The organism is Promicromonospora noduliphila (assembly GCF_056951025.1).
In genome coordinates this window covers 286,202-306,261 of the sequence record NZ_CM167806.1, presented here as the reverse complement: position 1 = coordinate 306,261, position 20,060 = coordinate 286,202, and the positions used below count along the sequence as shown (strand labels likewise).

General features: G+C 72.7%; 17 protein-coding genes. 4 read left to right on the top strand and 13 right to left on the bottom strand.

Annotated features, from left to right (window positions below):
• Positions 1-32 precede the first annotated feature (32 nt).
• The 3 genes from fbaA to AC0QU1_RS01260 form a co-directional block, all read right to left on the bottom strand.
• On the bottom strand, positions 33-1,052 hold the full coding sequence (fbaA, locus tag AC0QU1_RS01270; RefSeq protein ID WP_483573851.1) for a class II fructose-bisphosphate aldolase: 1,020 nt from the start codon (positions 1,050-1,052) through the stop codon (positions 33-35).
• 303 nt (positions 1,053-1,355) lie between these two features.
• Positions 1,356-2,594, bottom strand: coding sequence for an MFS transporter (locus AC0QU1_RS01265; protein WP_483573850.1), 1,239 nt, complete (start codon positions 2,592-2,594; stop codon positions 1,356-1,358).
• Positions 2,595-2,655: 61 nt separating this feature from the next.
• The gene (locus AC0QU1_RS01260) at positions 2,656-3,444 is read right to left on the bottom strand and encodes a TrmH family RNA methyltransferase (protein ID WP_483576608.1); all 789 of its coding nucleotides are present in this window, start codon (positions 3,442-3,444) and stop codon (positions 2,656-2,658) included.
• A gap of 287 nt (positions 3,445-3,731) precedes the next feature.
• On the opposite strand from AC0QU1_RS01260, the gene AC0QU1_RS01255 reads away from it, so the two are divergent.
• Positions 3,732-4,505, top strand: a complete 774-nt coding sequence (locus tag AC0QU1_RS01255; protein ID WP_483576607.1) for an HAD-IIA family hydrolase — start codon at positions 3,732-3,734, stop codon at positions 4,503-4,505.
• 31 nt (positions 4,506-4,536) lie between these two features.
• On the opposite strand, the gene AC0QU1_RS01250 is transcribed toward AC0QU1_RS01255, so the two are convergent.
• The gene (locus tag AC0QU1_RS01250) at positions 4,537-5,265 is read right to left on the bottom strand and encodes a type III secretion system chaperone family protein (protein WP_483573849.1); all 729 of its coding nucleotides are present in this window, start codon (positions 5,263-5,265) and stop codon (positions 4,537-4,539) included.
• Positions 5,266-5,346: 81 nt separating this feature from the next.
• Positions 5,347-5,922 carry an orotate phosphoribosyltransferase gene (gene pyrE / locus AC0QU1_RS01245; RefSeq protein WP_483573848.1) on the bottom strand — a complete coding sequence of 192 codons (576 nt, stop codon included), beginning with the start codon at positions 5,920-5,922 and terminating at the stop codon, positions 5,347-5,349.
• Between the two features lie 131 nt (positions 5,923-6,053).
• On the opposite strand from pyrE, the gene AC0QU1_RS01240 reads away from it, so the two are divergent.
• Positions 6,054-7,103 carry a magnesium and cobalt transport protein CorA gene (locus AC0QU1_RS01240; protein WP_483573847.1) on the top strand — a complete coding sequence of 350 codons (1,050 nt, stop codon included), beginning with the start codon at positions 6,054-6,056 and terminating at the stop codon, positions 7,101-7,103.
• Between the two features lie 76 nt (positions 7,104-7,179).
• Here the strand turns inward: AC0QU1_RS01240 and AC0QU1_RS01235 are convergent, their stop codons facing one another.
• The 4 genes from AC0QU1_RS01235 to AC0QU1_RS01220 are packed head-to-tail and all read right to left on the bottom strand — an operon-like array spanning position 7,180 to position 11,083.
• On the bottom strand, positions 7,180-7,959 hold the full coding sequence (locus tag AC0QU1_RS01235; RefSeq protein ID WP_483573846.1) for an SDR family NAD(P)-dependent oxidoreductase: 780 nt from the start codon (positions 7,957-7,959) through the stop codon (positions 7,180-7,182).
• A gap of 13 nt (positions 7,960-7,972) precedes the next feature.
• Complete coding sequence (locus AC0QU1_RS01230) at positions 7,973-9,487, bottom strand: tripartite tricarboxylate transporter permease (protein WP_483573845.1); 1,515 nt, start codon at positions 9,485-9,487, stop codon at positions 7,973-7,975.
• Positions 9,480-10,085, bottom strand: a complete 606-nt coding sequence (locus tag AC0QU1_RS01225; protein WP_483573844.1) for a tripartite tricarboxylate transporter TctB family protein — start codon at positions 10,083-10,085, stop codon at positions 9,480-9,482. Before AC0QU1_RS01225 ends, AC0QU1_RS01230 begins: the two co-directional genes overlap by 8 nt.
• On the bottom strand, positions 10,082-11,083 hold the full coding sequence (locus AC0QU1_RS01220) for a Bug family tripartite tricarboxylate transporter substrate binding protein (RefSeq protein WP_483573843.1): 1,002 nt from the start codon (positions 11,081-11,083) through the stop codon (positions 10,082-10,084). Before AC0QU1_RS01220 ends, AC0QU1_RS01225 begins: the two co-directional genes overlap by 4 nt.
• A 185-nt stretch (positions 11,084-11,268) precedes the next feature.
• On the opposite strand from AC0QU1_RS01220, the gene AC0QU1_RS01215 reads away from it, so the two are divergent.
• Both AC0QU1_RS01215 and AC0QU1_RS01210 read left to right on the top strand, forming a co-directional pair.
• Positions 11,269-12,687 (top strand): sensor histidine kinase, encoded by a 1,419-nt coding sequence (locus tag AC0QU1_RS01215; RefSeq protein WP_483573842.1) that lies wholly within the window; start codon positions 11,269-11,271, stop codon positions 12,685-12,687.
• Entirely contained in the window at positions 12,684-13,463 is a 780-nt protein-coding gene (locus tag AC0QU1_RS01210; protein ID WP_483573841.1) for a response regulator, read from the top strand. The genes AC0QU1_RS01215 and AC0QU1_RS01210 overlap by 4 nt, the downstream gene beginning before the upstream one ends.
• 243 nt (positions 13,464-13,706) lie before the next feature.
• On the opposite strand, the gene AC0QU1_RS01205 is transcribed toward AC0QU1_RS01210, so the two are convergent.
• The 4 genes from AC0QU1_RS01205 to AC0QU1_RS01190 all read right to left on the bottom strand — a co-directional run bounded on the left by AC0QU1_RS01205 (position 13,707) and on the right by AC0QU1_RS01190 (position 20,048).
• Positions 13,707-14,126 carry a rhodanese-like domain-containing protein gene (locus AC0QU1_RS01205; protein ID WP_483573840.1) on the bottom strand — a complete coding sequence of 140 codons (420 nt, stop codon included), beginning with the start codon at positions 14,124-14,126 and terminating at the stop codon, positions 13,707-13,709.
• A gap of 188 nt (positions 14,127-14,314) precedes the next feature.
• A complete protein-coding gene (locus AC0QU1_RS01200; RefSeq protein ID WP_483573839.1) occupies positions 14,315-15,319 on the bottom strand; it encodes an isopenicillin N synthase family dioxygenase in 1,005 nt (334 codons plus the stop codon).
• A 273-nt stretch (positions 15,320-15,592) separates the two neighbouring features.
• Positions 15,593-16,411, bottom strand: a complete 819-nt coding sequence (locus AC0QU1_RS01195) for an alpha/beta fold hydrolase (protein WP_483573838.1) — start codon at positions 16,409-16,411, stop codon at positions 15,593-15,595.
• 154 nt (positions 16,412-16,565) lie between these two features.
• Positions 16,566-20,048 carry a S8 family serine peptidase gene (locus AC0QU1_RS01190; RefSeq protein WP_483573837.1) on the bottom strand — a complete coding sequence of 1,161 codons (3,483 nt, stop codon included), beginning with the start codon at positions 20,046-20,048 and terminating at the stop codon, positions 16,566-16,568.
• Between the last annotated feature and the right edge of the window lie 12 nt (positions 20,049-20,060).

The following is a 20,060-nucleotide window of genomic DNA, read 5'->3' as shown; positions in this document are numbered from 1 at the left end:
TCACCCGGGGAGAGGCCCCTGCCGGGCCTACTTCACAGCTTGTGGCCGGCCGAGCGGAGCTGCTCGCAGGCCTCGACGATGCGGGTGGCCATGCCGGCCTCCGCCGACTTGCCCCAGGCGCGCGGGTCGTAGGCCTTCTTGTTGCCCACCTCGCCGTCCACCTTCAGCACGCCGTCGTAGTTCTTGAAGAAGTGGTCGGCCACCGGACGCGAGAACGCGTACTGGGTGTCGGTGTCGATGTTCATCTTGATCACACCGTTGTCGACGGCGGCGGAGATCTCCTCCGCCGTCGAACCCGAACCGCCGTGGAACACGAGGTCGAACGGCATGTCCTTGCCGATCTCCGCGCCGACCGCCCGCTGGATGTCGAGCAGGATCTCGGGGCGGAGCTTCACCGCGCCCGGCTTGTACACGCCGTGCACGTTGCCGAAGGTGAGGGCCGTCAGGTAGCGGCCCCGCTCGCCTGCGCCGAGCGCCTTGACCGTGGCCAGGCCGTCCTCCGGCGTCGTGTACAGCTTGTCATTGATCTCGGCGGCGTGGCCGTCCTCCTCGCCACCGACAACGCCGATCTCGATCTCGAGGATCGTGCGCGCCGCCTGCGACAGCTCGAGCAGCTCCGCCGCGATCACGAGGTTCTCGTCGATCGGCACGGTGGAGCCGTCGAACATGTGCGACTGGAACGTCGGCAGGCCGCCGTTCTTGACCTGCTCCGCCTCGATCGCGAGCAGCGGCTTGACCCAGGAGTCCAGCTTGTCGGCCGTGCAGTGGTCGGTGTGGATGGCGATGTTGACGCCGTAGCCCTTGGCGACCTCGGTGGCGTAGGCCGCCAGCGCGAGGGAGCCGGAGACCCGGTCCTTCACCGTCGAGCCCGACGCGTACTCGGCGCCGCCCACGGAGACCTGGATGATGCCGTCCGACTCCGCCTCAGCAAAGCCCCGAAGTGCGGCAGTGACGGTCTGCGACGAGGTGATGTTGACCGCGGGGTAGGCGAACTTGCCGGCCTTCGCCCGGTCGATCATCTCGGCGTAGACCTCAGGGGTTGCGATGGGCATCTGCGAAACTCCAAACGACTGGTGAGACGGGCGGTCGCAAGAGTGTCCCAGGCCGCCCGGGGGATGCACGTTCGATCTTGCCACGATCCACAGGCGGCCGTGTGCGATTGTTCGCCAATCGAACGGCCCGAACGCTGTGTTTTTCGTCGTTTTTCGTTCGCCGGACGGCGGCGTCGCCCCCTGTGCGACGTCGCCGGCCTGGGCGACGTCGTTGGCCTGGGCGACGTCGCTGGGCGGCGTCGCCGGCCCGGGCGGTGTCGCTGGCTCGGGCGGCGCCGTCCGCTCGGGCGGCGCCGTCCGGCGTCAGGCGACCGGGCGGTCCTCCGGGCTCCGGTCGCGCATCGGGGTGAAGGCGCCGACGGCGGCCACCGCCACGTAGACGACCGCGACGGCCAGCAGCGGCCCGGAGGCGCCGAGCCGGTCGGCGGCGGCGGTCAGCGCAGCGGCGCCGAGGGGCGCCATGCTGTAGTGGATCGTCCAGAACGCGGCGGTGACGCGGCCGAGCAGCGCGTCGGGCGTGACGAGCTGGCGCAGCGACATCGAGCAAACGGCCGCCAGCATGAGCCCGAACCAGAAGGCGAAGACGGCGGCCCCGATGACGACGACGTCGCGGCTCAGGGCCAGGACCACGCAGGCAAGACCGCACACGGTCATGGCGGCAAGCCAGCAGGTGCCGAACCCGAGCCTCCGGCGTAGCCAGGCGGACATGGCCGCCGCCACGCACGTGCCGATCCCGGCCGCCGCCATCACGTACCCCACGACGTTCTCGCTCTGCCCCAGGCCGTTGCGCACCTGGTAGATGACCACATCGGTCAGGCCATAGGTGAAGAACGTGGTGATCGTCAGGAAGATCGTGAGCACCCGGAGCACCGGATGCCGCCACAGGAACCGCGCGCCCGTGACGAACCCGGTGCGGAGGTCCCGCCCGAGGCCCGGCCGGCCCGGCGCCGCAGCGTCCGGCGCCACCCGCGGCAGGCGGACGGCGAGCAGCCCCAGCGCCGAGATGCCGAAGGTCGCGGCGTCGATGGCGATCGCAGTGGTGACGCCGAACCCCGCCGCGACCAGCCCGGCGAGCGCGGGGCCGCCGATGCTGGCCAGCGAGGCCGTCGCCTGCAGCTTGCTGTTGGCCTCGGCCACCCGCTCCCTGCCGACGATGCTGGGCACCGCCGTGATGTAGGTGATCTGGAAGAGCTGCCCGAACACCGACGCCACGCCCGCGACCACGAACAGCAGCCACACCTGCGGATCGATCGCCCAGCAGACGGGGACGGCCGCGAACAGGAGCAGGCGCGCCACGTCGCACGCGACAAGGAGCCGACGGCGGTCGAACCGGTCGACGATCGCCCCGCCGACCAGCCCCATCGAGAGGGAGCCCGCCGCCATGACGCTCGTCAGCAGGCCCATCTGCACCAGCGACCCGGTGGCCTCCAGCATCAGCAGCGGGAACGCGATCGCCGAGAACGAGCCGCCCAGCACGGAGAGCGTCTGGGTACCCCAGAACACGACGAAGTTCCGGTCGCGCCACAGGGATCGTTCGCTCACTCGACGATCCTGTCGGAGCAGCTGGCCCGAGGCAACGGTCCGTCGCGGCCAGGCCGGCGCCTCACGCGTGCTGGGTGGCCCAGGCGTGCATGGCGATCGCCGCTGCGGCTCCCGCGTTGATCGACCGGGTCGAGCCGTACTGCGTGATGTGCAGCACGACGTCGCACGCCGCCTGGGCCTGCGCCGTCAGGCCGGTCGACTCCTGGCCGAACAGCAGGACGCACTCGCGCGGGAGCGCGTATCCCTCGATCGGCACGGACCCGGGTACGTTGTCGATACCGATGATCGGAAGGCGGCCACGGCCGGCGCCCGATACCGTGCCCGGCTTGGCACCCGACGCCGTGCCTGGTTCGGCACCCGACGCCGTGCCTGGTTCGGCACCCGACGCCGTGCCTGGTTCGGCACCCGACGCCGTGCCTGGTTCGGCACCCGACGCCGTGCGTGGTTCGGCGGCCGATGCGCTGGCCGCCCAGGCCGCCAGTGCATCGGCGTCTGGGTGGTGCGTCACGTGCAGGTACCGGTCGGTGACCATGGCGCCGCGACGGTTCCACCGGCGTCGGCCCACGATGTGCACGCCCGCCGCGTTGAACGCGTTGGCCGTGCGGACCACCGAGCCGATGTTGAGGTCGTGCGCCCAGTTCTCGATCGCCACGTGGAACGGGTGCCTCCGCGTGTCCAGGTCGGCGACTATCGCCGCGACGGACCAGTACCGGTACCGGTCGGCCACGTTCCGGCGGTCGCCGTCGGCCAGGAGCTCCGGGTCGTAGCGCGGATCGTCGGGCAGGGGACCGGACCAGGGCCCGACACCGACCTCGTGCTCGGCTGACATCTCCGCGTGCTCGGCAGACATCTCCGGCGGCTCGGGCTCCGGATGCTCAGACAAGGTCATGCCCGCCATTGTGTGCCGACCGGCGGCCTGCGGGAGAACACTTGCTCCCGGGGCTGTGTTACGGAGAGTGAACAATGTCCCCTCTCCGTAACACAGCCCCGGGAGGGAATGCTTTTCCCAGGCCCCCCTCGGGGCCCCCGACTCCCTCGAAGGGATTGCCCCAGCCACGTGCGGCCCCTCGTCGCCGCACGCCAAGGCAACAACGCCAGCGCATCGCCGCAGGCCGACACATTAGGCTGGCGCCCATGATGGAGCGGACCACCGAAGCCTGGCTCACGGACATGGACGGCGTGCTGGTGCACGAGGGCACGGCGATCCCCGGCGGCCCCGAGTTCGTCAAGGCGCTGCGGGACAAGGACCTCCCGTTCCTCGTCCTGACGAACAACTCGATCTTCACGCCGCGCGACCTGCGCGCCCGCCTCGCGTACAGCGGGATCGACGTGCCGGAGGAGAACATCTGGACGTCGGCCCTCGCCACGGCCCAGTTCGTCTCGGACCAGATCCCGAACGGCAGCGCGTACGCGATCGGCGAGGCAGGCCTGACGACGGCGCTGCACCAGGCGGGCTTCACGCTCACCGAGTCCGACCCGGACTACGTGGTGCTCGGCGAGACCCGCACCTACTCGTTCGAGGCCATCACCAAGGCCATCCGGCTGATCGTGAACGGCGCCCGGTTCATCTGCACCAACCCGGACGTGACCGGGCCGTCGCAGGAGGGGCTGCTGCCGGCCGCGGGCTCGGTGGCCGCGATGATCGCGGCGGCGACGGGACGGCAGCCCTACTACGTGGGCAAGCCGAACCCGGTGCTGTTCCGGTCCGCGCTCAACCTGATCGGCGCGCACTCGGAGTCCACCACCATGGTGGGCGACCGCATGGACACGGACATCCTGGGCGGTATGGAGGCAGGCCTGGAGACGTTCCTGGTGCTCACGGGATCGACGTCGGCGGACGAGGTCGAGAAGTACCCGTTCCGGCCCAGCCACGTGGTGAACTCGATCGCGGACATCATCGACCGGGTCTGACCAGGTCTCAGGCCCCAGGGACGCGGCTCGGTCAGGTCAGGCCCGGGATCCCGAACCCGTCGATCGTGCCGCCGGTCTCGAAGCGCGGCCCACCCTTCTCCAGCGGCAGCACGATCCGCGCGACGTCGGCCACGCGCTTGGCCCGCTCGGTCAGGGTCGTGACATCCGTGCGGCCCGGCCGCCACAGCAGCACCGACGGCCCCTCGATCCGCAGCCGGGAGCCGTGGAAGTCGGGCAGCATCACGATGTTGGCCAGGCGCGCGTCCAGGGCGCGGCGCGCGAACACCTCGTCGGAGGCCCGCACGAGCCACTGCCCGTCGAACGCAGGGTTGTCGATCTGCACGTCCTGGGCGCCGAAGAGCTTCTGCCACTTCTCGCGGATGCCCTCGGGCGACAGGTCGACCACCGGCTCACCCGGCAGCGCGTCGAGCGCGATGACGTGCGCCGAGTTGCGCAGGCCGGGACGGCGCGTCTCCGAGCCGGGCGAGCCCGCGCGCCACGTGTAGGTGAACGAGACCATGTCGTAGCCGTCGACGTTCCCGCGGATGACGTCGCGGGTCGTGCGGTCCACGCCGCTGCCGAACGGCCTGCCGCTCCACCGCTGGGCGAGCGTGGGGTCCTGCCCCACGTACTCCCAGCCGTTCGCCTCGGCCCACTGGGCGACGTCCTGCGAGCGATCGCGGTTCAGCATCCGCACGGCAAAGATCGTGAACACGACCACGCCGACGACAAGTAGGACTAAAGCGACAAAAGTGCCCATGAGATTAAAGATACCGTAGCGCTACGGAAAAGTCTGCACGTGGGAGTGATATCGAGACGCCCCGCATGCCGGTATCAGACCTCACGCCAGGCCGAGATCCTGCAGGTCGTACAGGTAGTGGTAGGGCACGCCGAGCGCCTCGATCTTCTCCCGCGCGCCCGTGGCGCGGTCGACGATCGTGGCCACGCCCAGCACCTCGGCGCCCGCCGCACGGGCCGCCTCGATCGCCGCGATCGGCGACCCGCCCGTCGTCGTCGTGTCCTCCACGACGACCACCTTGCGGCCCGCGATGTCCGGCCCCTCGATCTGGCGCTGCATACCGTGCGCCTTCGCCGCCTTGCGCACCACGAACGCGTCCAGGTCCTGGCCGCGCGAGGCCGCGGCGTGCAGCAGCGCGTCCGCGATCGGGTCGGCCCCGAGGGTGAGCCCGCCGACGGCGTCGACCTCCGCCGTGCCGAGCCCGACCTCCTCGAGGTGGTCCAGGAGCACGTGCCCCACGAGCGGCGCGGCTCGGTGGTGCAGCGTGATGCGGCGCAGGTCGACGTAGTAGTCGGCCTCCTTGCCGGACGACAGGGTCACCTTGCCGTGCACCACGGCGAGCTCCTTGATGAGCTCGACGAGCTGCTCGCGCGGGGTCGGGGAGAAGTCGGCGTTCACGGTGCAAGGGTACGTCGGACGCCGGCCGGGCCGTCGGGCGCCCGCGACGTCGGCATCAGCCAGGACATCGGCGCGGGACGCCGTCCAGGGCACCGTCCCGGGTTGCCACCGACCTCTGAGAGGGTTCTGCTGTGAGCATCATGGACAACGCGGTGTACGTGGACGGCCGGCGCACGGCCAACCCGGTGAGCATCGAGGAGACCTGCGAGACCACCCGCGAGCGGGGCGGGATCGCCTGGGTCGACCTGGCGTGGCCGGAACCCGCGGAGATCCACGCGGTCGCCGAGGAGTTCTCGCTGCACCGCCTCGCCGTCGAGGACGCGATCCACGCGCACCAGCGGCCCAAGATCGAGCAGTACGACGACGTCCTGTACGTGGTGCTCCATCCGGCGCGGAACGTGGACGACGACGGCGACGGCCTCGTCGACCGCGTCGAGTTCGGCGAGGTGCACGCGTGGGTCGGCCCGGACTACGTCGTCACGATCCGGCGGTCCGCCACGCCCGACCTCGCCTCGATGCGCGCCCAGCTCGAGGCCGACCCCGAGGTGCTGCGGCAGGGGCCGGCCGCGATCCTCGCGACCCTGCTGGACCAGGTGGTCGACACCTACCGGCCTGTGGTGACGCGGCTGCGCGGCGACATCGACCGCGTCGAGGACCAGCTCTTCTCCCGCGACTCCGAGGTCTCCCTGCGGATCTACGAGGTGACGCGCGAGGTGATCGGGCTGCAACGGGCGACGCACCCGCTGGTCGACATCGTGCGGCAGGTGCACGACGACGAGGCCGGGCAGCCCGGCACCGCGCACGACCCCCGCTACGTCGAACTGCACCGCGACCTGCGCAACGTGCTGGACCACGCCGTCAAGCACGCGGAGACGTCCGACACGTTCCGCGCCCTGCTCACGAACGCCCTCAACGTGCACTCCACGCTGGTCACCCAGGAGCAGAACGAGGAGATGCGCCGCATGTCGGAGCAGGGCCTCAAGCAGGACGAGCAGGTGAAGAAGATCTCCGCCTGGGCGGCGATCCTGTTCGCGCCCACGCTGGTCGGCACCATCTACGGCATGAACTTCGACCACATGCCCGAGCTGCACTGGGCCTTCGGGTACCCGCTCGCGCTGGCCGTGATGGTCGGGCTGGGCGGGGTCTTCTACTGGATCTTCAAGCGGGTCGGCTGGCTCTGACGGCGGCTCGCACGCGCCGTCCGCCCCCGCGCCGCCGTCCGCCCCGCACCGTCGTCGTCCGGCACCGCCCACGCCGTCAGCGGTACGAGCCCACGGCGCGCACCGCCCAGCGCGGCGCGATGCGCAGCACCGCGGACGCCACCTTGTAGCGCACCGACGGCGTGGACAGCACGACGCCGCGGCGCACGTCCCTGAGGGCGGCCCGGACGACGTCCTCGGCGTCGAGCCAGCCCCACTCCGGGACTATCGACGGCTCGCTGATGCCCGCCCGCGCGAAGAACTCGGTGTGCGTGAACCCGGGCGACAGCACCGTCGCGGTGACGCCGGTACCCCTGAGCTGGGACGCCAGCGACTCGGTGAAGGTCCGCACGTACGCCTTGGCCGCCGCGTACGTGCCGCCGGCGGTGAGGGCGGCGACCGAGCTGACGTTGAGGATCGCGCCCCTGTCGCGTTCGAGCATCTGGCCGACGGCGGCGTGGGTCAGCTCGACGACCGCCTTCACCATGACGTCGATCCCGCGCCGCTCGGTGGTGATCCGGCTCTTCGCGAAGCTCGTTCCCATGGCGAACCCCGCGTTGTTGACGAGCAGCCCGACGGGCCGCAGGCCGCCGTCCTCCGACCTGCCGCCGACGACGGCGAGCCGCCGCGCGACCCGCGCGACGCCGTCCGGCTCGGCGAGGTTCGCCGGGAGCACCTCCACCGCCACACCCGTGGCGGAGCGGAGCTCCGCGGCGACCTCGTTCAGCCGCGCCTCGTCGCGCGCGACCAGCACCAGGTCGTGCTTGGCGGCGGCGAGCTGCCGCGCGAACTCCAGACCCAGGCCGGCGGACCCGCCGGTGATCAGTGCTGTGCCCATCTCCCGAGCGTAGTCACTGCGCTGCCACTGCCTCCTCCGCACGCTCCCGGCGCCGCAGCCAGATGCCGACGACCAGCAGCACCGCGATCGCCGCGTAGGCGGTGGCGGCGAACGGGCTGGTCACGAGGTAGCTCAGGTCGCCCTGGCTGATCGCGAGGGACCTGCGCAGCCGGTCCTCCGCCATCGGGCCGAGGATCATGCCGACCACCAGGGGCGCCACCGGGTAGCCGTACCGGCGCATGAAGAACCCTGCCAAGCCGATCAGCACCAGGAGCAGCACGTCCACGGGCGAGAAGTTGAGCGCGTACGAGCCGAGCGCGCCGAACATCAGGATGCCCGCGTACAGGTAGTGCCGCGGGATGCGCAGCACCTTGACCCACATGCCCACCAGCGGCAGGTTCAGCACCACCAGCATCAGGTTGCCCACGTACAGGCTCGCGATCAGGGCCCACACCAGCGCGGACTCGCTCTGCAGCAGGAGCGGGCCGGGCCGGATGCCGTAGGACTGGAACGCGACGATGATGATCGCCGCCGTCGCCGTCGTGGGCAGGCCGAGGGTGAGCAGCGGGACCAGCACGCCGGACGCCGCCGCGTTGTTCGCGGCCTCCGGACCCGCCACACCCTCGATCGCACCCTTGCCGAACTCCTTGCGCCGGGCCCCGGCGAGCCGGCGCTCGGAGGCGTAGGACAGGAACGTCGCGACGTCGGCCCCGCCGGCGGGGATGGTGCCCACCGGGAAGCCGATGGCGGCGCCGCGCAGCCACGGCTTCCAGGAGCGGCGCCAGTCGTCGCGCTTCATCCAGGTGCGCCAGCCCTTCTCGACCGGGATCACCTGGACCGGGCCGTGCCGCAGCCGCGAGCCCACGTACAGGGCCTCCCCCACGGCGAACAGGCCGACGGCGACGATCACGACGTCGATCCCGTCCGCCAGGTTGGGCACGCCGAAGGTGAACCGCTGCTGGCCGGTCAGGGTGTCCGTGCCCACCAGGCCGAAGAACAGGCCGAGCGACAGCGACGCGAGGCCGCGCGGGACCGACGACCCGAGCAGGGCGCCGACGGTGATGAAGGCGACCACCATGAGGGCGAAGTAGTCGGGCTCGCCGAGCTGGACGGCCCAGCGGGCGATCACCGGCGCGAGGAACGTCAGCGCCACCGTGGCGAGCGTGCCCGCCACGAACGAGCCGATGGCGGCGGTCGCGAGCGCGGCGGCCCCGCGTCCGGCACGGGCCATCCTGTTGCCCTCGATCGCCGTCACTATCGACGCGGACTCGCCGGGGGTGTTCAGCAGGATCGACGTCGTCGACCCGCCGTACATGCCGCCGTAGTAGATGCCGGCGAAGACGATGATCGCCGCCGTCGGCTCCAGCGAGTAGGTGAGCGGCAGGAGCAGGGCGATGGTCATGGCCGGGCCGATGCCCGGCAGCACGCCGACCGCCGTCCCGATGAACACGCCGAACAGCGCCCACAGGAGGTACACGGGGTGCAGGACGGTGGCGAACCCGTCGAGCAAAGCGGAGAAGTTATCCACGGAGGAACGGCACCCCTTCCAGGAGCGGGCCGGCCGGGAGCGACAGCCCCAGCAGCCCGCCGAAGACCACTTGGACGACCAGGCCCAGCACGAGCCCGACCAGGGCGGCGCGCCACCACGGGCGCGCGCCGAGCACGACGGCGGCGCCCGCGAACAGGATCGCTGCGGCCAGCGGCCAGCCGATGACGTTGATGGTGAACACGTGCACCACCAGGGCGGCAACGAGCAGGAGCACGGTCAGCCAGTCGGTCCGGACGGCCGGGTCGACGTCCTCGCCGCCCTCCTCCTGCCCGGCCCGGCCGCTCAGGATCAGCGCGACCAGCGCGACCCCCGCCGCGACGAGCATGCCGCCCACCAGGTAGGGGAACGCCCGCGGGCCGAGCGTGTTGGCCGAGCCCGGCACCGTGATGCTCCCGGCGGCCACCAGCACGTAGGCGCCGAGGCCCGCCGTGACCAGGGCCAGCACGAGCTCGCCCCACCTGCGGCGCGGCGGCTCGCCGGCCACCAGGTCCGGGGCGTCCGACGGCGGAGGGCCGGCCTCCGCCGTCGGCTCACCCGGTGCGGTGGGCGCCTCGGGCGCCACTCCGTCGGTGCTCACTCGACGAGCCCGATGTCCTGGAGCACCGTCTGGATCTCGGCGATGTTCCCCTCGAGGTAGGAGTCGAACTCGTCGCCGGCGAGGAAGGCGTCGTCCCACTGCTTCTCCGCGAGCGTGGCCTGCCACGCCTCCGACTCCGCGAGCTCGGTGACGGCGGTGGTCAGCGCCTCCTTCTCGGCGTCGTCGATCGAGCCGGGGGCGACCACGCCGCGCCAGTTGGTGAGCACGACGTCGTAGCCGGCCTCGGTGAGGGTCGGCGTGTCGGGGAGGGCGTCGACCCGCTCGCCGCCCGAGACCGCGAGCGCCCGCAGCTCGCCCGCCTCGACCTGCTCTGCGTACTCGCTGACGCCGGAGATGCCGGCGTCCACGTTGTTGCCGAGCAGGGCCGCCAGGGACTCGCCGCCGCCGGAGTAGGCGACGTAGTTCAGGCTGTCCGCGATGTCCGCTGCGGGCATGCCGGCGGCCTTGAGCAGCATGCCGGCGAGGATGTGGTCGGTGCCGCCCGCCGACCCGCCGGTGATCGCGACGTCCTTGCCGTTCTCCTCGACGTCGGCCACGAGGTCGTCGATGGTCTCGTACGGCGAGTCCGCCGGGACCACGATGACCTCCTGCTCCTCGGTGAGCCGCGCGATCGGGGTGGTGTCCTCGATGCGGGCCTGCGACTGGTTGGTCTCGACGGCACCCACCATGACCAGGCCCATCACGAGCACGGTGTTCGGGTCGGTCGCGTTGGCGATGTTCGCCAGGCCGACCGTGCCGCCCGCGCCGTCCACGTTGGTGACCGTCGCCGTGCCGACCAGGCCCTCCTCCTGCAGGTCGGCCTGCATCGCGCGGCCGGTCTGGTCCCAGCCGCCGCCGGGGCCCGCGGGGACCACGATGCTGAGCTCGTCGATCGCAGCGTCGCCGCCGCCACCGCTCGGCTCCAGGCTGGAACAGCCCGCCAGGGCCAGTGCCAGGACGATTCCGACGGGGGCGGCCCCGGTCCGGATGATGCGCATGTCTCCTCCTCGAGCGGATGCGGGTACCCGGGCCGGCCACTGTGCCGGTCCTCGGTCCACTTCGGCGCGAGCGTAGGGAGCGGTGCCCCGCGGCGTGCGGTTCTGGTCGCAACGAACGTTGTGGTCGTTTTGAACGCGGCCGCCCGGCTACCGCACGGCCCGCAACCCGGTGCACACTGACGTTCGTGAGAAGAGCGATGACGCTCCGGGCGCAGCTACTGGTGCTGCAGGTCGTCATCGTGCTCGTGCTCGTCTGCACCACCGGGCTGGTGGCCTCCGCCCTGCAGGAACGCCAGCTCCGCGAGGCCTACGTGGACCGGATGACCGGGGTGGCGCAGTCGGTCGCGCGCCTGCCCGCTATCCACGACGCGTTCGACGACGACGACCCGTCCGCCACCATCCAGCCGATCGCCGAGGTGATCCGCGAGGCGTCAGAGGTGACGTACGTGGTGGTCACCGACGAGCGCGGCATCCGGTACTCCCACCCCGACCCCGAGGAGATCGGGCAGATGGTGTCGACCGACCCCTCCGTGCCGCTCTCCGGCCAGGTGTGGACGGGCACGCAGACCGGCACGCTCGGCACGTCGTGGCGCGTCAAGGTGCCCGTCTTCGGCGAGGCGGCCGACGACGCCTCGCCCGCCCCCGTGATCGGCACCGCCAGCGTCGGGATCCTCGAGTCCGAGCTGCGCGCCGACCTGAACGAGGACCGCGGCTGGCTGCTCGGCGCGCTCGCGGCGGCCGCCGTCGTCGGCGTGCTGTGCGCCGCGTGGGTGACCCGCCTCGTGCGGCGCCGCATCTACCTGCTCGAACCCGAGGACATCGCGACCCTGCTGGAGACCCGCGGCCTCACCGACGCCCTGCGCTCGCAGTCGCACGAGTTCGCCAACACCGTGCACGTGATCTCCGGCCTGCTGGAGCTCGGCCGCACCGAGGAGGCCGTCGCGTTCATCGAGCGGTCCGGCTACGGCGGGCTGCTCACCGCCTCCGCCGTCGCCCCTGGCGTGCGGTCCCCTGAGCTCGCGGCGCTGCTGCTGGTGAAGGCGATCACGGCCCGCGAACGCGGCGCCACGCTCGACGTCGCCGAGGACTCCGCGCTCGACGCGCCGACGACGCCGGACGCCTCGGCGCTGCACACGGACGCGCTGATCGTGCTCGGGAACCTGATCGACAACGCGGTGGACGCCGTGGGGCGGGACGGGCCGGGTCACCGGGACCGTCCGGACTACACGGGCGAGCGGGGCGATCGGGACCACACGGGCGGCCGGGTGCGCGTGCTGCTGCGCTCGGACGGGACGCACCTGCACCTCCAGGTGGACGACGACGGTCCCGGCATCCCCGCCCAGCTCCAGCACCAGGTGTTCAAGGCCGGGTTCTCCACCAAGGTGCCCGGCGACCGGGAGCACAGCAGGGGCATCGGGCTCGCGCTGGTCCGGCGGGTCGTGGACCGGCGGGACGGCGAGATCGTGCTGGGGACCAGCGACCTCGGCGGGGCGCGGGTGAGCGTCGAGCTGCCCGTGCCTGCCTCCGCCTCGGCCGGACGTGCGCGGGCGGCGGCGGGTGCGCGCGGAAGTGTGGCGGGTGCTCGCGGGGGTGCGGCGACATGACGGAGCCGGCCCGGACCCTCGTCGTCGAGGACGATCCGGTGGTCGCCACCGTGCACCGGGGCTTCGTGGAGAGCCACCCCAGGTTCGTCGTGGTGGGCGAGGCACGGAACGGCGCGGACGCGCTACGCCTCGCCGCCGCCCTGCGCCCCGACCTCGTGCTGCTCGACCTGCACCTGCCGGACATCGGCGGACTCGACGTGCTCCAGCGGCTGCGGATGCTGCCCGGCCCGCCGGTCGACGTCGTCGCCACCACGGCGGCCCGGGAGCTCGACAGCGTGCGGCAGGCCATGGCCGGCGGCGTGCTCGCCTACCTGGTCAAGCCGTTCACCTCCGCCGCGCTGCGCGAACGGCTCGACGAGGTGTGGCAGCACCGCGAGGACGTGCGCCGGGCCCAGGACACGCTCGACCAGGACGAGGTGGACCAGCTCCTAGCCGGTCCGCGCGCCGCCACCGACCGGCTGCCCAAGGGACTCTCCGGGCGGAGCCGCGACCTGGTCCGCGAGGCGCTGGCCAGGCTGTGCGAGCCGGGCGGCACGGCGGCGGGCGCTGCTAGGCCGACAAGCGGTGCGGCGACTGCCGGTGAGCCGACGGGCGCCGTCGGGCCGAACGGCGCGCTCGCGCCAGACGCGTCGGCGGCCGAGGTCGCGGAGGCCGTCGGGATGTCGCGGGTCAGCGCCCGGCGCTACCTGGAGCACCTGGTCGCCGAGGGCTACGCCCAGGTCACGCCCCGGTACGGAGCGACGGGCCGCCCGGAGAACCGCTACCGCCCCACCTAACACCCCCCGCCCCGACCAAACGGGGCCGCGACAAGGTCCGCCGCGAGAACGCGGTTGTGCACCCTTTCGGGGCCAAAGTCATGCCTGATCGCATTCTCGCGGCGGACTTTCCGAGCGGACCCGTCGCGAGCGGACCCGTCGCGAGCGGACCCGTCGCGAGCGGACCCGTCGCGGGTGGACTCACCACGGGCGGGGCCTCGTGGCGGGGCTCGCCGATGGGCGCGAGTGGCGTGCTCGTGGGGCTCAGAGCGGGGCGGTCAGCGGGTCGGCGTCGGGCTGGACGGGGCCGGAGGCCGTCTCGTAGGCGAACCCCTCGCGCACCCAGTACTCGAAGCCGCCGATCATCTCCTTGACCTGGTAGCCGAGCTTCGCGAACTCGAGCGCCGCCTTGGTCGCCCCGTTGCAGGCCGGGCCCCAGCAGTACACGACGACGGGCAGCTCCCGGTCGATGGTCTGCTCCGCCCGCAGGCGCACCTTGCCGCCGGGCAGGTGCACCGCACCGGGGATGTGCCCCTGGTTCCAGGAGTCCGGCGACCGGACGTCGACCAGGGTGAACGGACTGCCCGCCGCGAGCGCGGTGTGGACGTCGCTGACGTCGGTCTCGAAGGCGAGCCGCCCGGCGAAGTGGGCGACGGCGGCGGAGGTGTCCTGGGAGATCGTCATGGCCCGAGTGTGCGGACGCCGACGCACGGTGGACAAGGGCCGGGAGGCGCACTGTTCCTGAAGCATCCGTAAGCCGCGCTAAGCCCGTGGCGGGGCAAAGTCCCTCGCGAGGGTGGGTTGCGTCGGGTGAACATTGTCTACTCCACGCAACCCACCCTCGGGAGCAACTGTTATCCCGAGACCGCCCGTCACGCGGTCTGCAGCAGGCGCGGGTGCTGCGCCTCCACGACGTTGGGGTGCGCACGCAGCCGGCTCTTGAGCCAGTTGTCGCCGAACACCGCGTGCAAGGGGTTGGCCGGGTCCAGCGTCACGCCGGGCGCGTCGGCCGCGAGGGCAGGCGGCAGGTCGATCGTCGGGATGGTCGCGTCCAGCGCGGGCCCGTGGAAGTACGGGATGGAGATGCGCTCGGTGCCGGGCGGCGGGGAGACCACCCGGTGCAGCGTGGCCTTGAGGTAGCCGTTCGTCGCGATCTCGAGCAGCTCGCCGATGTTCACCACGAACGCGCCGGCGGGCGGGACGACGTCGAGCCACGCGCCGTCCTTCTCCACCTGCAGGCCGGCCTTGCCGTCCTCGACCGAGAGCAGGGTGAGCACACCCAGGTCCTTGTGCGCGCCGACGCCCTGTGCGGGCGCCGTCGCCTCGATGCCCGGATAGCGCGCGATCTTCAGGTGCGGCGAGGGCCGTTCGAACACGGCGTCGAAGGTGTCCGACGGCGCCCCGAGCGCCTCCGCCCACGCCCGCAGCAGGCGCGTCGCGACGCCGTCGAGCCGGTCCAGCCACTCCCGCGCGACCTCGCGCAGCGCGGGCAGCGACTCGGGCCACAGGTTCGGGCCCTCCAGGATCCAGTAGTCGGGGGTGCCCGGCTCGATCGGTACTTCCGGCCGTTCGGCGCCGATGTCGATCTGCTCGCGCTGGTCCACGCGGCCGAGCGTGCGCTCGCCGCCCATGCGCGTCCAGCCGCGGAAGTGCGGGCTGTTGATGTTCTCGATCGCGCGCTTCTGGTGCTCGGGGAGCGCGAAGAACTCCCGGGCGGTCGTGTAGGCACGGTCGATCAGGTCGCGCGGGACGCCGTGACCGACCAGGGAGAAGAAGCCGACCTCGTGCGTGGCGCGCCGCAGCTCGTCACGGAAGCGCGCCTGGTCGGCGGGGTCGCCGTCGAGCAGCGAGAGGTCAAGGACGGGGATGCCGGACATGGGAGGGTCCTTTCGATGGGTGCCAGGTGGGTGCGCCGACGGCGGCGACCCCGGCATCCGTCGAAGAGTCCGCCGGCCTCCTCGGCCGTCCCGGAGGACGGGCGCAGGTCAGCGCGTACGCGTGGATGCGATGTGAGCGGGGGGCTGCTGTCGGCGGCGCGAGACATCGCGCCGGGGGATCGCCTTTCGGCGACCGCTCAGCGACAGCAGGTACAGGTGAAGACGCTCACGATGCGCGCCACGTTAGCACCCGGACCGGGACCCGGCGTCCGGTCAGTCCGTGATGACCTCGCGCAGGAAGCGCACAACCCGGCGGGCCCGGAACATCAAGGCGTACCCGATGGCGATCACGTGGCCCACCACACGCATCGTCTCGTTCACTGCGCCCTCGAGCAGCGTGTCCTCGTCGTCGATCACGCCGTCCCTGGCCGAGCGCAGGCTCAGGATCTTCGCGCGGTCCTCGGGGCCGAGGCTCTCCAGCAGCTTGGGCACCGTCGACATCGACTGCGCGAACGGTACGTTGCGCAGGAGCACTGGCTTGATGATGTCCTCGGGTTCGAGGAACTTTCCCGCGATGATCACGACGGCGACGATCGAGCGGCGTCGGGCGAACTCCGCGAGCACCGCACCGGCCCCCGCCGACGCGCCCATCAACGCCACCCGCTCGCCCCGCTGCTCGAACCGCTCGACCATCTCGTCGAGCCGGTCCAGACGCTCCTCGAAGGACGCGCCCGACGACCAGCGCACGCGGAACATCGTCGTGCGCACGCCGAGGGCGCGCCACGTGCGCAGCGCCTCGCGCTGGAGGTGCACCACCGGCGGTATCCGGTCGCCCAGGCCCGGCACGAAGATCAGCCGGATCGGCGGCTTCCCGGCGCGCACGGCCGGGACCCGCGCCGACGGCGGGCGCGGGGTACCGCCGTCCGCGCCCGGGACATCGTCGGTGTCGGAGGATCTGTCGGTGTCCGAGGAACCGCGAGCACCCGAGAGGCCGCCGGCACCAGGGGAGCCGTCGGAGCCCGCCGCGCCGTCCGGACCCGAGAGATTGTCGGCGCCCAGGCCGCCGTCATCGCTGGTCGTGTGCTCGCTCATGTCGCGCAGGAGGGTACACCGGCGCACGCGTCGCCAACGTGCGGACGGGTCCGATCCACAGGTCACCCGAGCGACCTGTGGATCGGACACATACCTCAGCCAGCCCTTAGGCGTCCGCCCACGGAACTCCCGACATTCAGCGGATCCATGGCACTCACCGAACCCCGTAGGCGCGGATCACCGTCTGCCGCACCGTCCCCCCGGAGGCGTCCCGCGCCTGGACGCGGAGCGACACGTGCTCCGTGCCGCGGGGCACCGTGACCGTCCCGGCGAACGTCCCGGCACGCCCGGTCGCGAGGGGCGTGCGGTGCCAGGTGGCGCCGTCGTCCGCGGACCACCAGAGGCGCGCGGCGGTGACCTTGCCGCCCGCTGTCCTGCTGCCTTCCTGGCGGCCCACCGAGAGCGTGACCCGGGTGCTCCGCGGTGCGGAGCTCCGCAGGTCGAGGCCCCGCACGCCGTAGGCGACGTCGAGCGCGGGCGCCGGCCGGTTCCGCGCCGGCGCCGCGCGGAACGACCACTCGGTGCGCACCCGCGTGGACCGGTCCCACCATGCGGCCGCGCGCGCCGCCTGCAGGACCACACGGTAGCCCGCGCCGCCGTCCGGCAGCCCGACCTCCGCGCTCGGGTAGGTGCTGTCGGCGACGGGCCGCCCGTTCCGCCACACGCGCAGCCGGGTGTCGTCGCCGCCGAAGGAGTCGAACGGGTGCCCGGCGGCGTCCCACCAGGGCGCGAGACCGAGGGCGAGCGTGTCCCCGCGGGCGGCGATGGCGCCGTCGGCGAGCCGGGTGCCCAGCACCGCGCGGCCGACGGTCGCCCGGGCCTTCGCGCGCGGCTCGTAGACGCGGGCGGTGCTGCCGAAGTAGCCCTGCTGGGGCTCCTCGGCCGACCCCGCGTACACCTCGTGGCCCCACGCGACGCCGTTCGCGCTCACGTACTCCGTGCGCCGGTCCGGCGTCGCGACCGGGGCCGACAGCGCGGAGCCCCAGCGGTGGCCCGGCGCGAAGCCGACCCGCGCGCTCTCGGCCAGGTAGCCGGCACCGAGCGTGGCGTAGCCCGTCGTGATCGCCGCGGTGTTCCCCGCGTTGGCACGGAAGTCGAACGTGTCCACCACGTCCTGCGCATACAGCAGGTCGTACGTGTACGACGGCGCGCTACCACCCGCCGCGGGTTCCGCCAGCACGAAGTGGGTCTGCAGGTCGTAGCTGCCCACGCTGACCGGTGCGGCCGTCGGCGTCGCGTATGCCGTCGCGTCCCCCGTGACCGCGAGGCCGAAGCCGTACGGCTCGCCGCCTCCGGCCGGCGTCCGGGTGGTCTCGAGCGCGAGCCACCGGAGGTCGGTGGGCCGCTGCGTGCGCACGGTCAGCTCGCGTGCCTCGCGCGCGTCGAGGACGACGGTGGTGTCGTCGGCGACCGTCACCTCGGGGCGCAGCGCCGCCGTGACCTCCGAGACCGCGAACTCCTCGTCCGTGTTCCACAGGAAGCCCGTGACCGAGTAGTTGCCCGGCGGGACGCGCAGGTCCGCCGCACCGTCGGCGAGCTCGAACTGCTCGCTGAACAGCTCCGGGTCGTCGACGTTCACCACGTGGACGGTGGACTCGCCCGTGTGCGGCGCGCCGTCGCGGCCGAGGGCGCGCAGGTTCAGGTCGGCGAGGTCCGGCTCCTTGTAGTACCCGAGCGGGGTACGGATCTCCTGCTCGGCCGGGCCCGTCGCGGTGACCGCGCCGGAGTAGCGGCGCTCGACCTCGCCGACGGTCGGGTCGACGGCGACGTCCACGGTCGCCGTGTCGTGGGCCGGGACGGTCAGCTCGGTGGCGCCGAGGGTGACGGCGCCGGCCGGCAGCGGTTCGCCGTCCTGGTCCGTCACCTCGACCGAGAGGTCGAGGGTGACGGCGGCGTCGGTGGGGTTCTCGTAGGTGAGGGTCCGCGTCACGGTCCCCTCCTGCGGGTACTCGAACGCACCGAGGGAGAGCGCGGCGGGTGCGACGGTCACCGGCTGCTCCAGGGCGGCGGGCAGGTAGATGCGCCCGGCGCCCTCGTCCCAGACGGTCCCGCTCGTGTGCCGGGCCGAGCCCATGAGGACGGCCTTGAGCTGCTGTCCGGTCAGCTCGGGACGGGCCTGCTTGAGGACGGCGGCCGCTCCCGCGACGTGCGGTGTGGCCATGGACGTACCGCTCCACGCGACGTACGGCCCGTCCCCGGCCTCCGGCTTGGTGCCAGCGGCCCGGGCCGCGATGATCTCCACCCCCGGCGCGGTGACGTCGGGCTTGATCGCGTAGTCGACGGCGCGTGGTCCGCGGCTGGAGAAGTAGGGGATCTCGTCGGCGTCGTCCACCGCGCCCACCGTCAGGGCCGAGTCCGCAGCGCCCGGGGCGGTCACCGTGCCGTAGTTGGACCCCTCGTTGCCCGCCGCGACGACGAAGAGCGTGCCGCACCGCGCGCTCAGCGTGTCGACGGCGAGGGAGGCCGGGTCGGTGCCGTCCGTGTAGTGCTCCGCCTCGCCGAGGCTCAGGTTCACGATGTCGGCGCCCTGCTCGGCCGCCCACTCCATGCCGTCGATGATCCACGACGTCTCGCCGTAGCCGTCGTCGTTCAGGACCTTGCCGACCAGCAGGTCGGCGCCGGCGGCCACGCCCCGGTTGGCGCCGTCCGAGGCCTCGCCGGAGCCCAGGACGATCGAGGCGACGTGCGTGCCGTGACCGAAGCGGTCCACGGTGTCGCCGAGGCCGGTGAAGTCCTGGGCGCCGACGACGGCGTCGTCCAGGTCCGGGTGCGTCGCGTCGACCCCCGAGTCGAGCACCGCGACCGTCACACCCTCGCCCGTGTACCCAGCCTCCCAGGCGGTCGGGGCGCCGATCTGCGGCATCGAGTCCGCGTCCAGCGCGCGGACAGGGGCGTCCAGCCAGACCTTCACGTCCGACGGCGCGGCTGCGCCGGAGGCGGTCGCTGCCGGGCCCGAGCCGGCCGCGGCCGAGCGGGCCGAGGTCCGGGGTGCCCGCAGGGAGCCGAGCAGTGCGGCGGCCTCGGTCGGGTCCAGGTCCGCCGAGACGGCGTCGGCGGATTCGAGCGTCCGCTCCGGTTCCAGACCCAGCGCCGCCCAGGTTGCGGCGGACGGCGCGGGGTTCGTGGACGACGCGGAGCTCGCGGACGACTCGGACGACGCGGCAGACCCCGAGGGCCCAGCCGACCCCGAGGTAGCGGAGCGGGCCGCCTTGGCCCCGGTCGCCTGCACGATCACCGGGACGGTGCCCCGGCCGGCGTCGTCGTACCCGGCGGCGACCAGGCCGGTGACGTCGAACAGCGCCCGGTCGAGGCGGTGCGGCACGAGGCCCGCCACGTCGGTCGGGATCACGTACAGCCGGTCGCCCTCGACGAGCCGCTGGAACGCGACGCCCTCGCGACCCGCTCCGGCGTCGATCGTGACCGCCTTGCGCCCGCCGGCGCCCTGCGTGAGCGTGACGCGGTCGCCCGTGATCAGGGTGACGGTGGCGGTCGAGCCGCCCGGGTCCGCCGCGGACACGGTCCCGGGGACGGTCGGCGCGCCGTCGGTGCCCTGGCCCAGGGCCGCAGCCCCCGGTAGACCCGCGCCGAACGCGATCGCCGCCGCGATCGCTGCTGCTGCGCCTGCTCTGCTGCGCATCTGCTGTCTCCT

Bases quoted from the DNA above. Each gene is read 5' to 3' on its own strand.
- fbaA (WP_483573851.1), bottom strand. From the start codon at position 1,052: ATGCCCATCGCAACCCCTGAGGTCTACGCCGAGATGATCGACCGGGCG.
- AC0QU1_RS01260 (WP_483576608.1), bottom strand. From the start codon at position 3,444: ATGTCTGCCGAGCACGCGGAGATGTCAGCCGAGCACGAGGTCGGTGTC.
- AC0QU1_RS01255 (WP_483576607.1), top strand. From the start codon at position 3,732: ATGGAGCGGACCACCGAAGCCTGGCTCACGGACATGGACGGCGTGCTG.
- AC0QU1_RS01250 (WP_483573849.1), bottom strand. From the start codon at position 5,265: ATGGGCACTTTTGTCGCTTTAGTCCTACTTGTCGTCGGCGTGGTCGTG.
- AC0QU1_RS01235 (WP_483573846.1), bottom strand. From the start codon at position 7,959: ATGGGCACAGCACTGATCACCGGCGGGTCCGCCGGCCTGGGTCTGGAG.
- AC0QU1_RS01220 (WP_483573843.1), bottom strand. From the start codon at position 11,083: ATGCGCATCATCCGGACCGGGGCCGCCCCCGTCGGAATCGTCCTGGCA.
- AC0QU1_RS01210 (WP_483573841.1), top strand. From the start codon at position 12,684: ATGACGGAGCCGGCCCGGACCCTCGTCGTCGAGGACGATCCGGTGGTC.
- AC0QU1_RS01205 (WP_483573840.1), bottom strand. From the start codon at position 14,126: ATGACGATCTCCCAGGACACCTCCGCCGCCGTCGCCCACTTCGCCGGG.
- AC0QU1_RS01200 (WP_483573839.1), bottom strand. From the start codon at position 15,319: ATGTCCGGCATCCCCGTCCTTGACCTCTCGCTGCTCGACGGCGACCCC.
- AC0QU1_RS01195 (WP_483573838.1), bottom strand. From the start codon at position 16,411: ATGAGCGAGCACACGACCAGCGATGACGGCGGCCTGGGCGCCGACAAT.
- AC0QU1_RS01190 (WP_483573837.1), bottom strand. From the start codon at position 20,048: ATGCGCAGCAGAGCAGGCGCAGCAGCAGCGATCGCGGCGGCGATCGCG.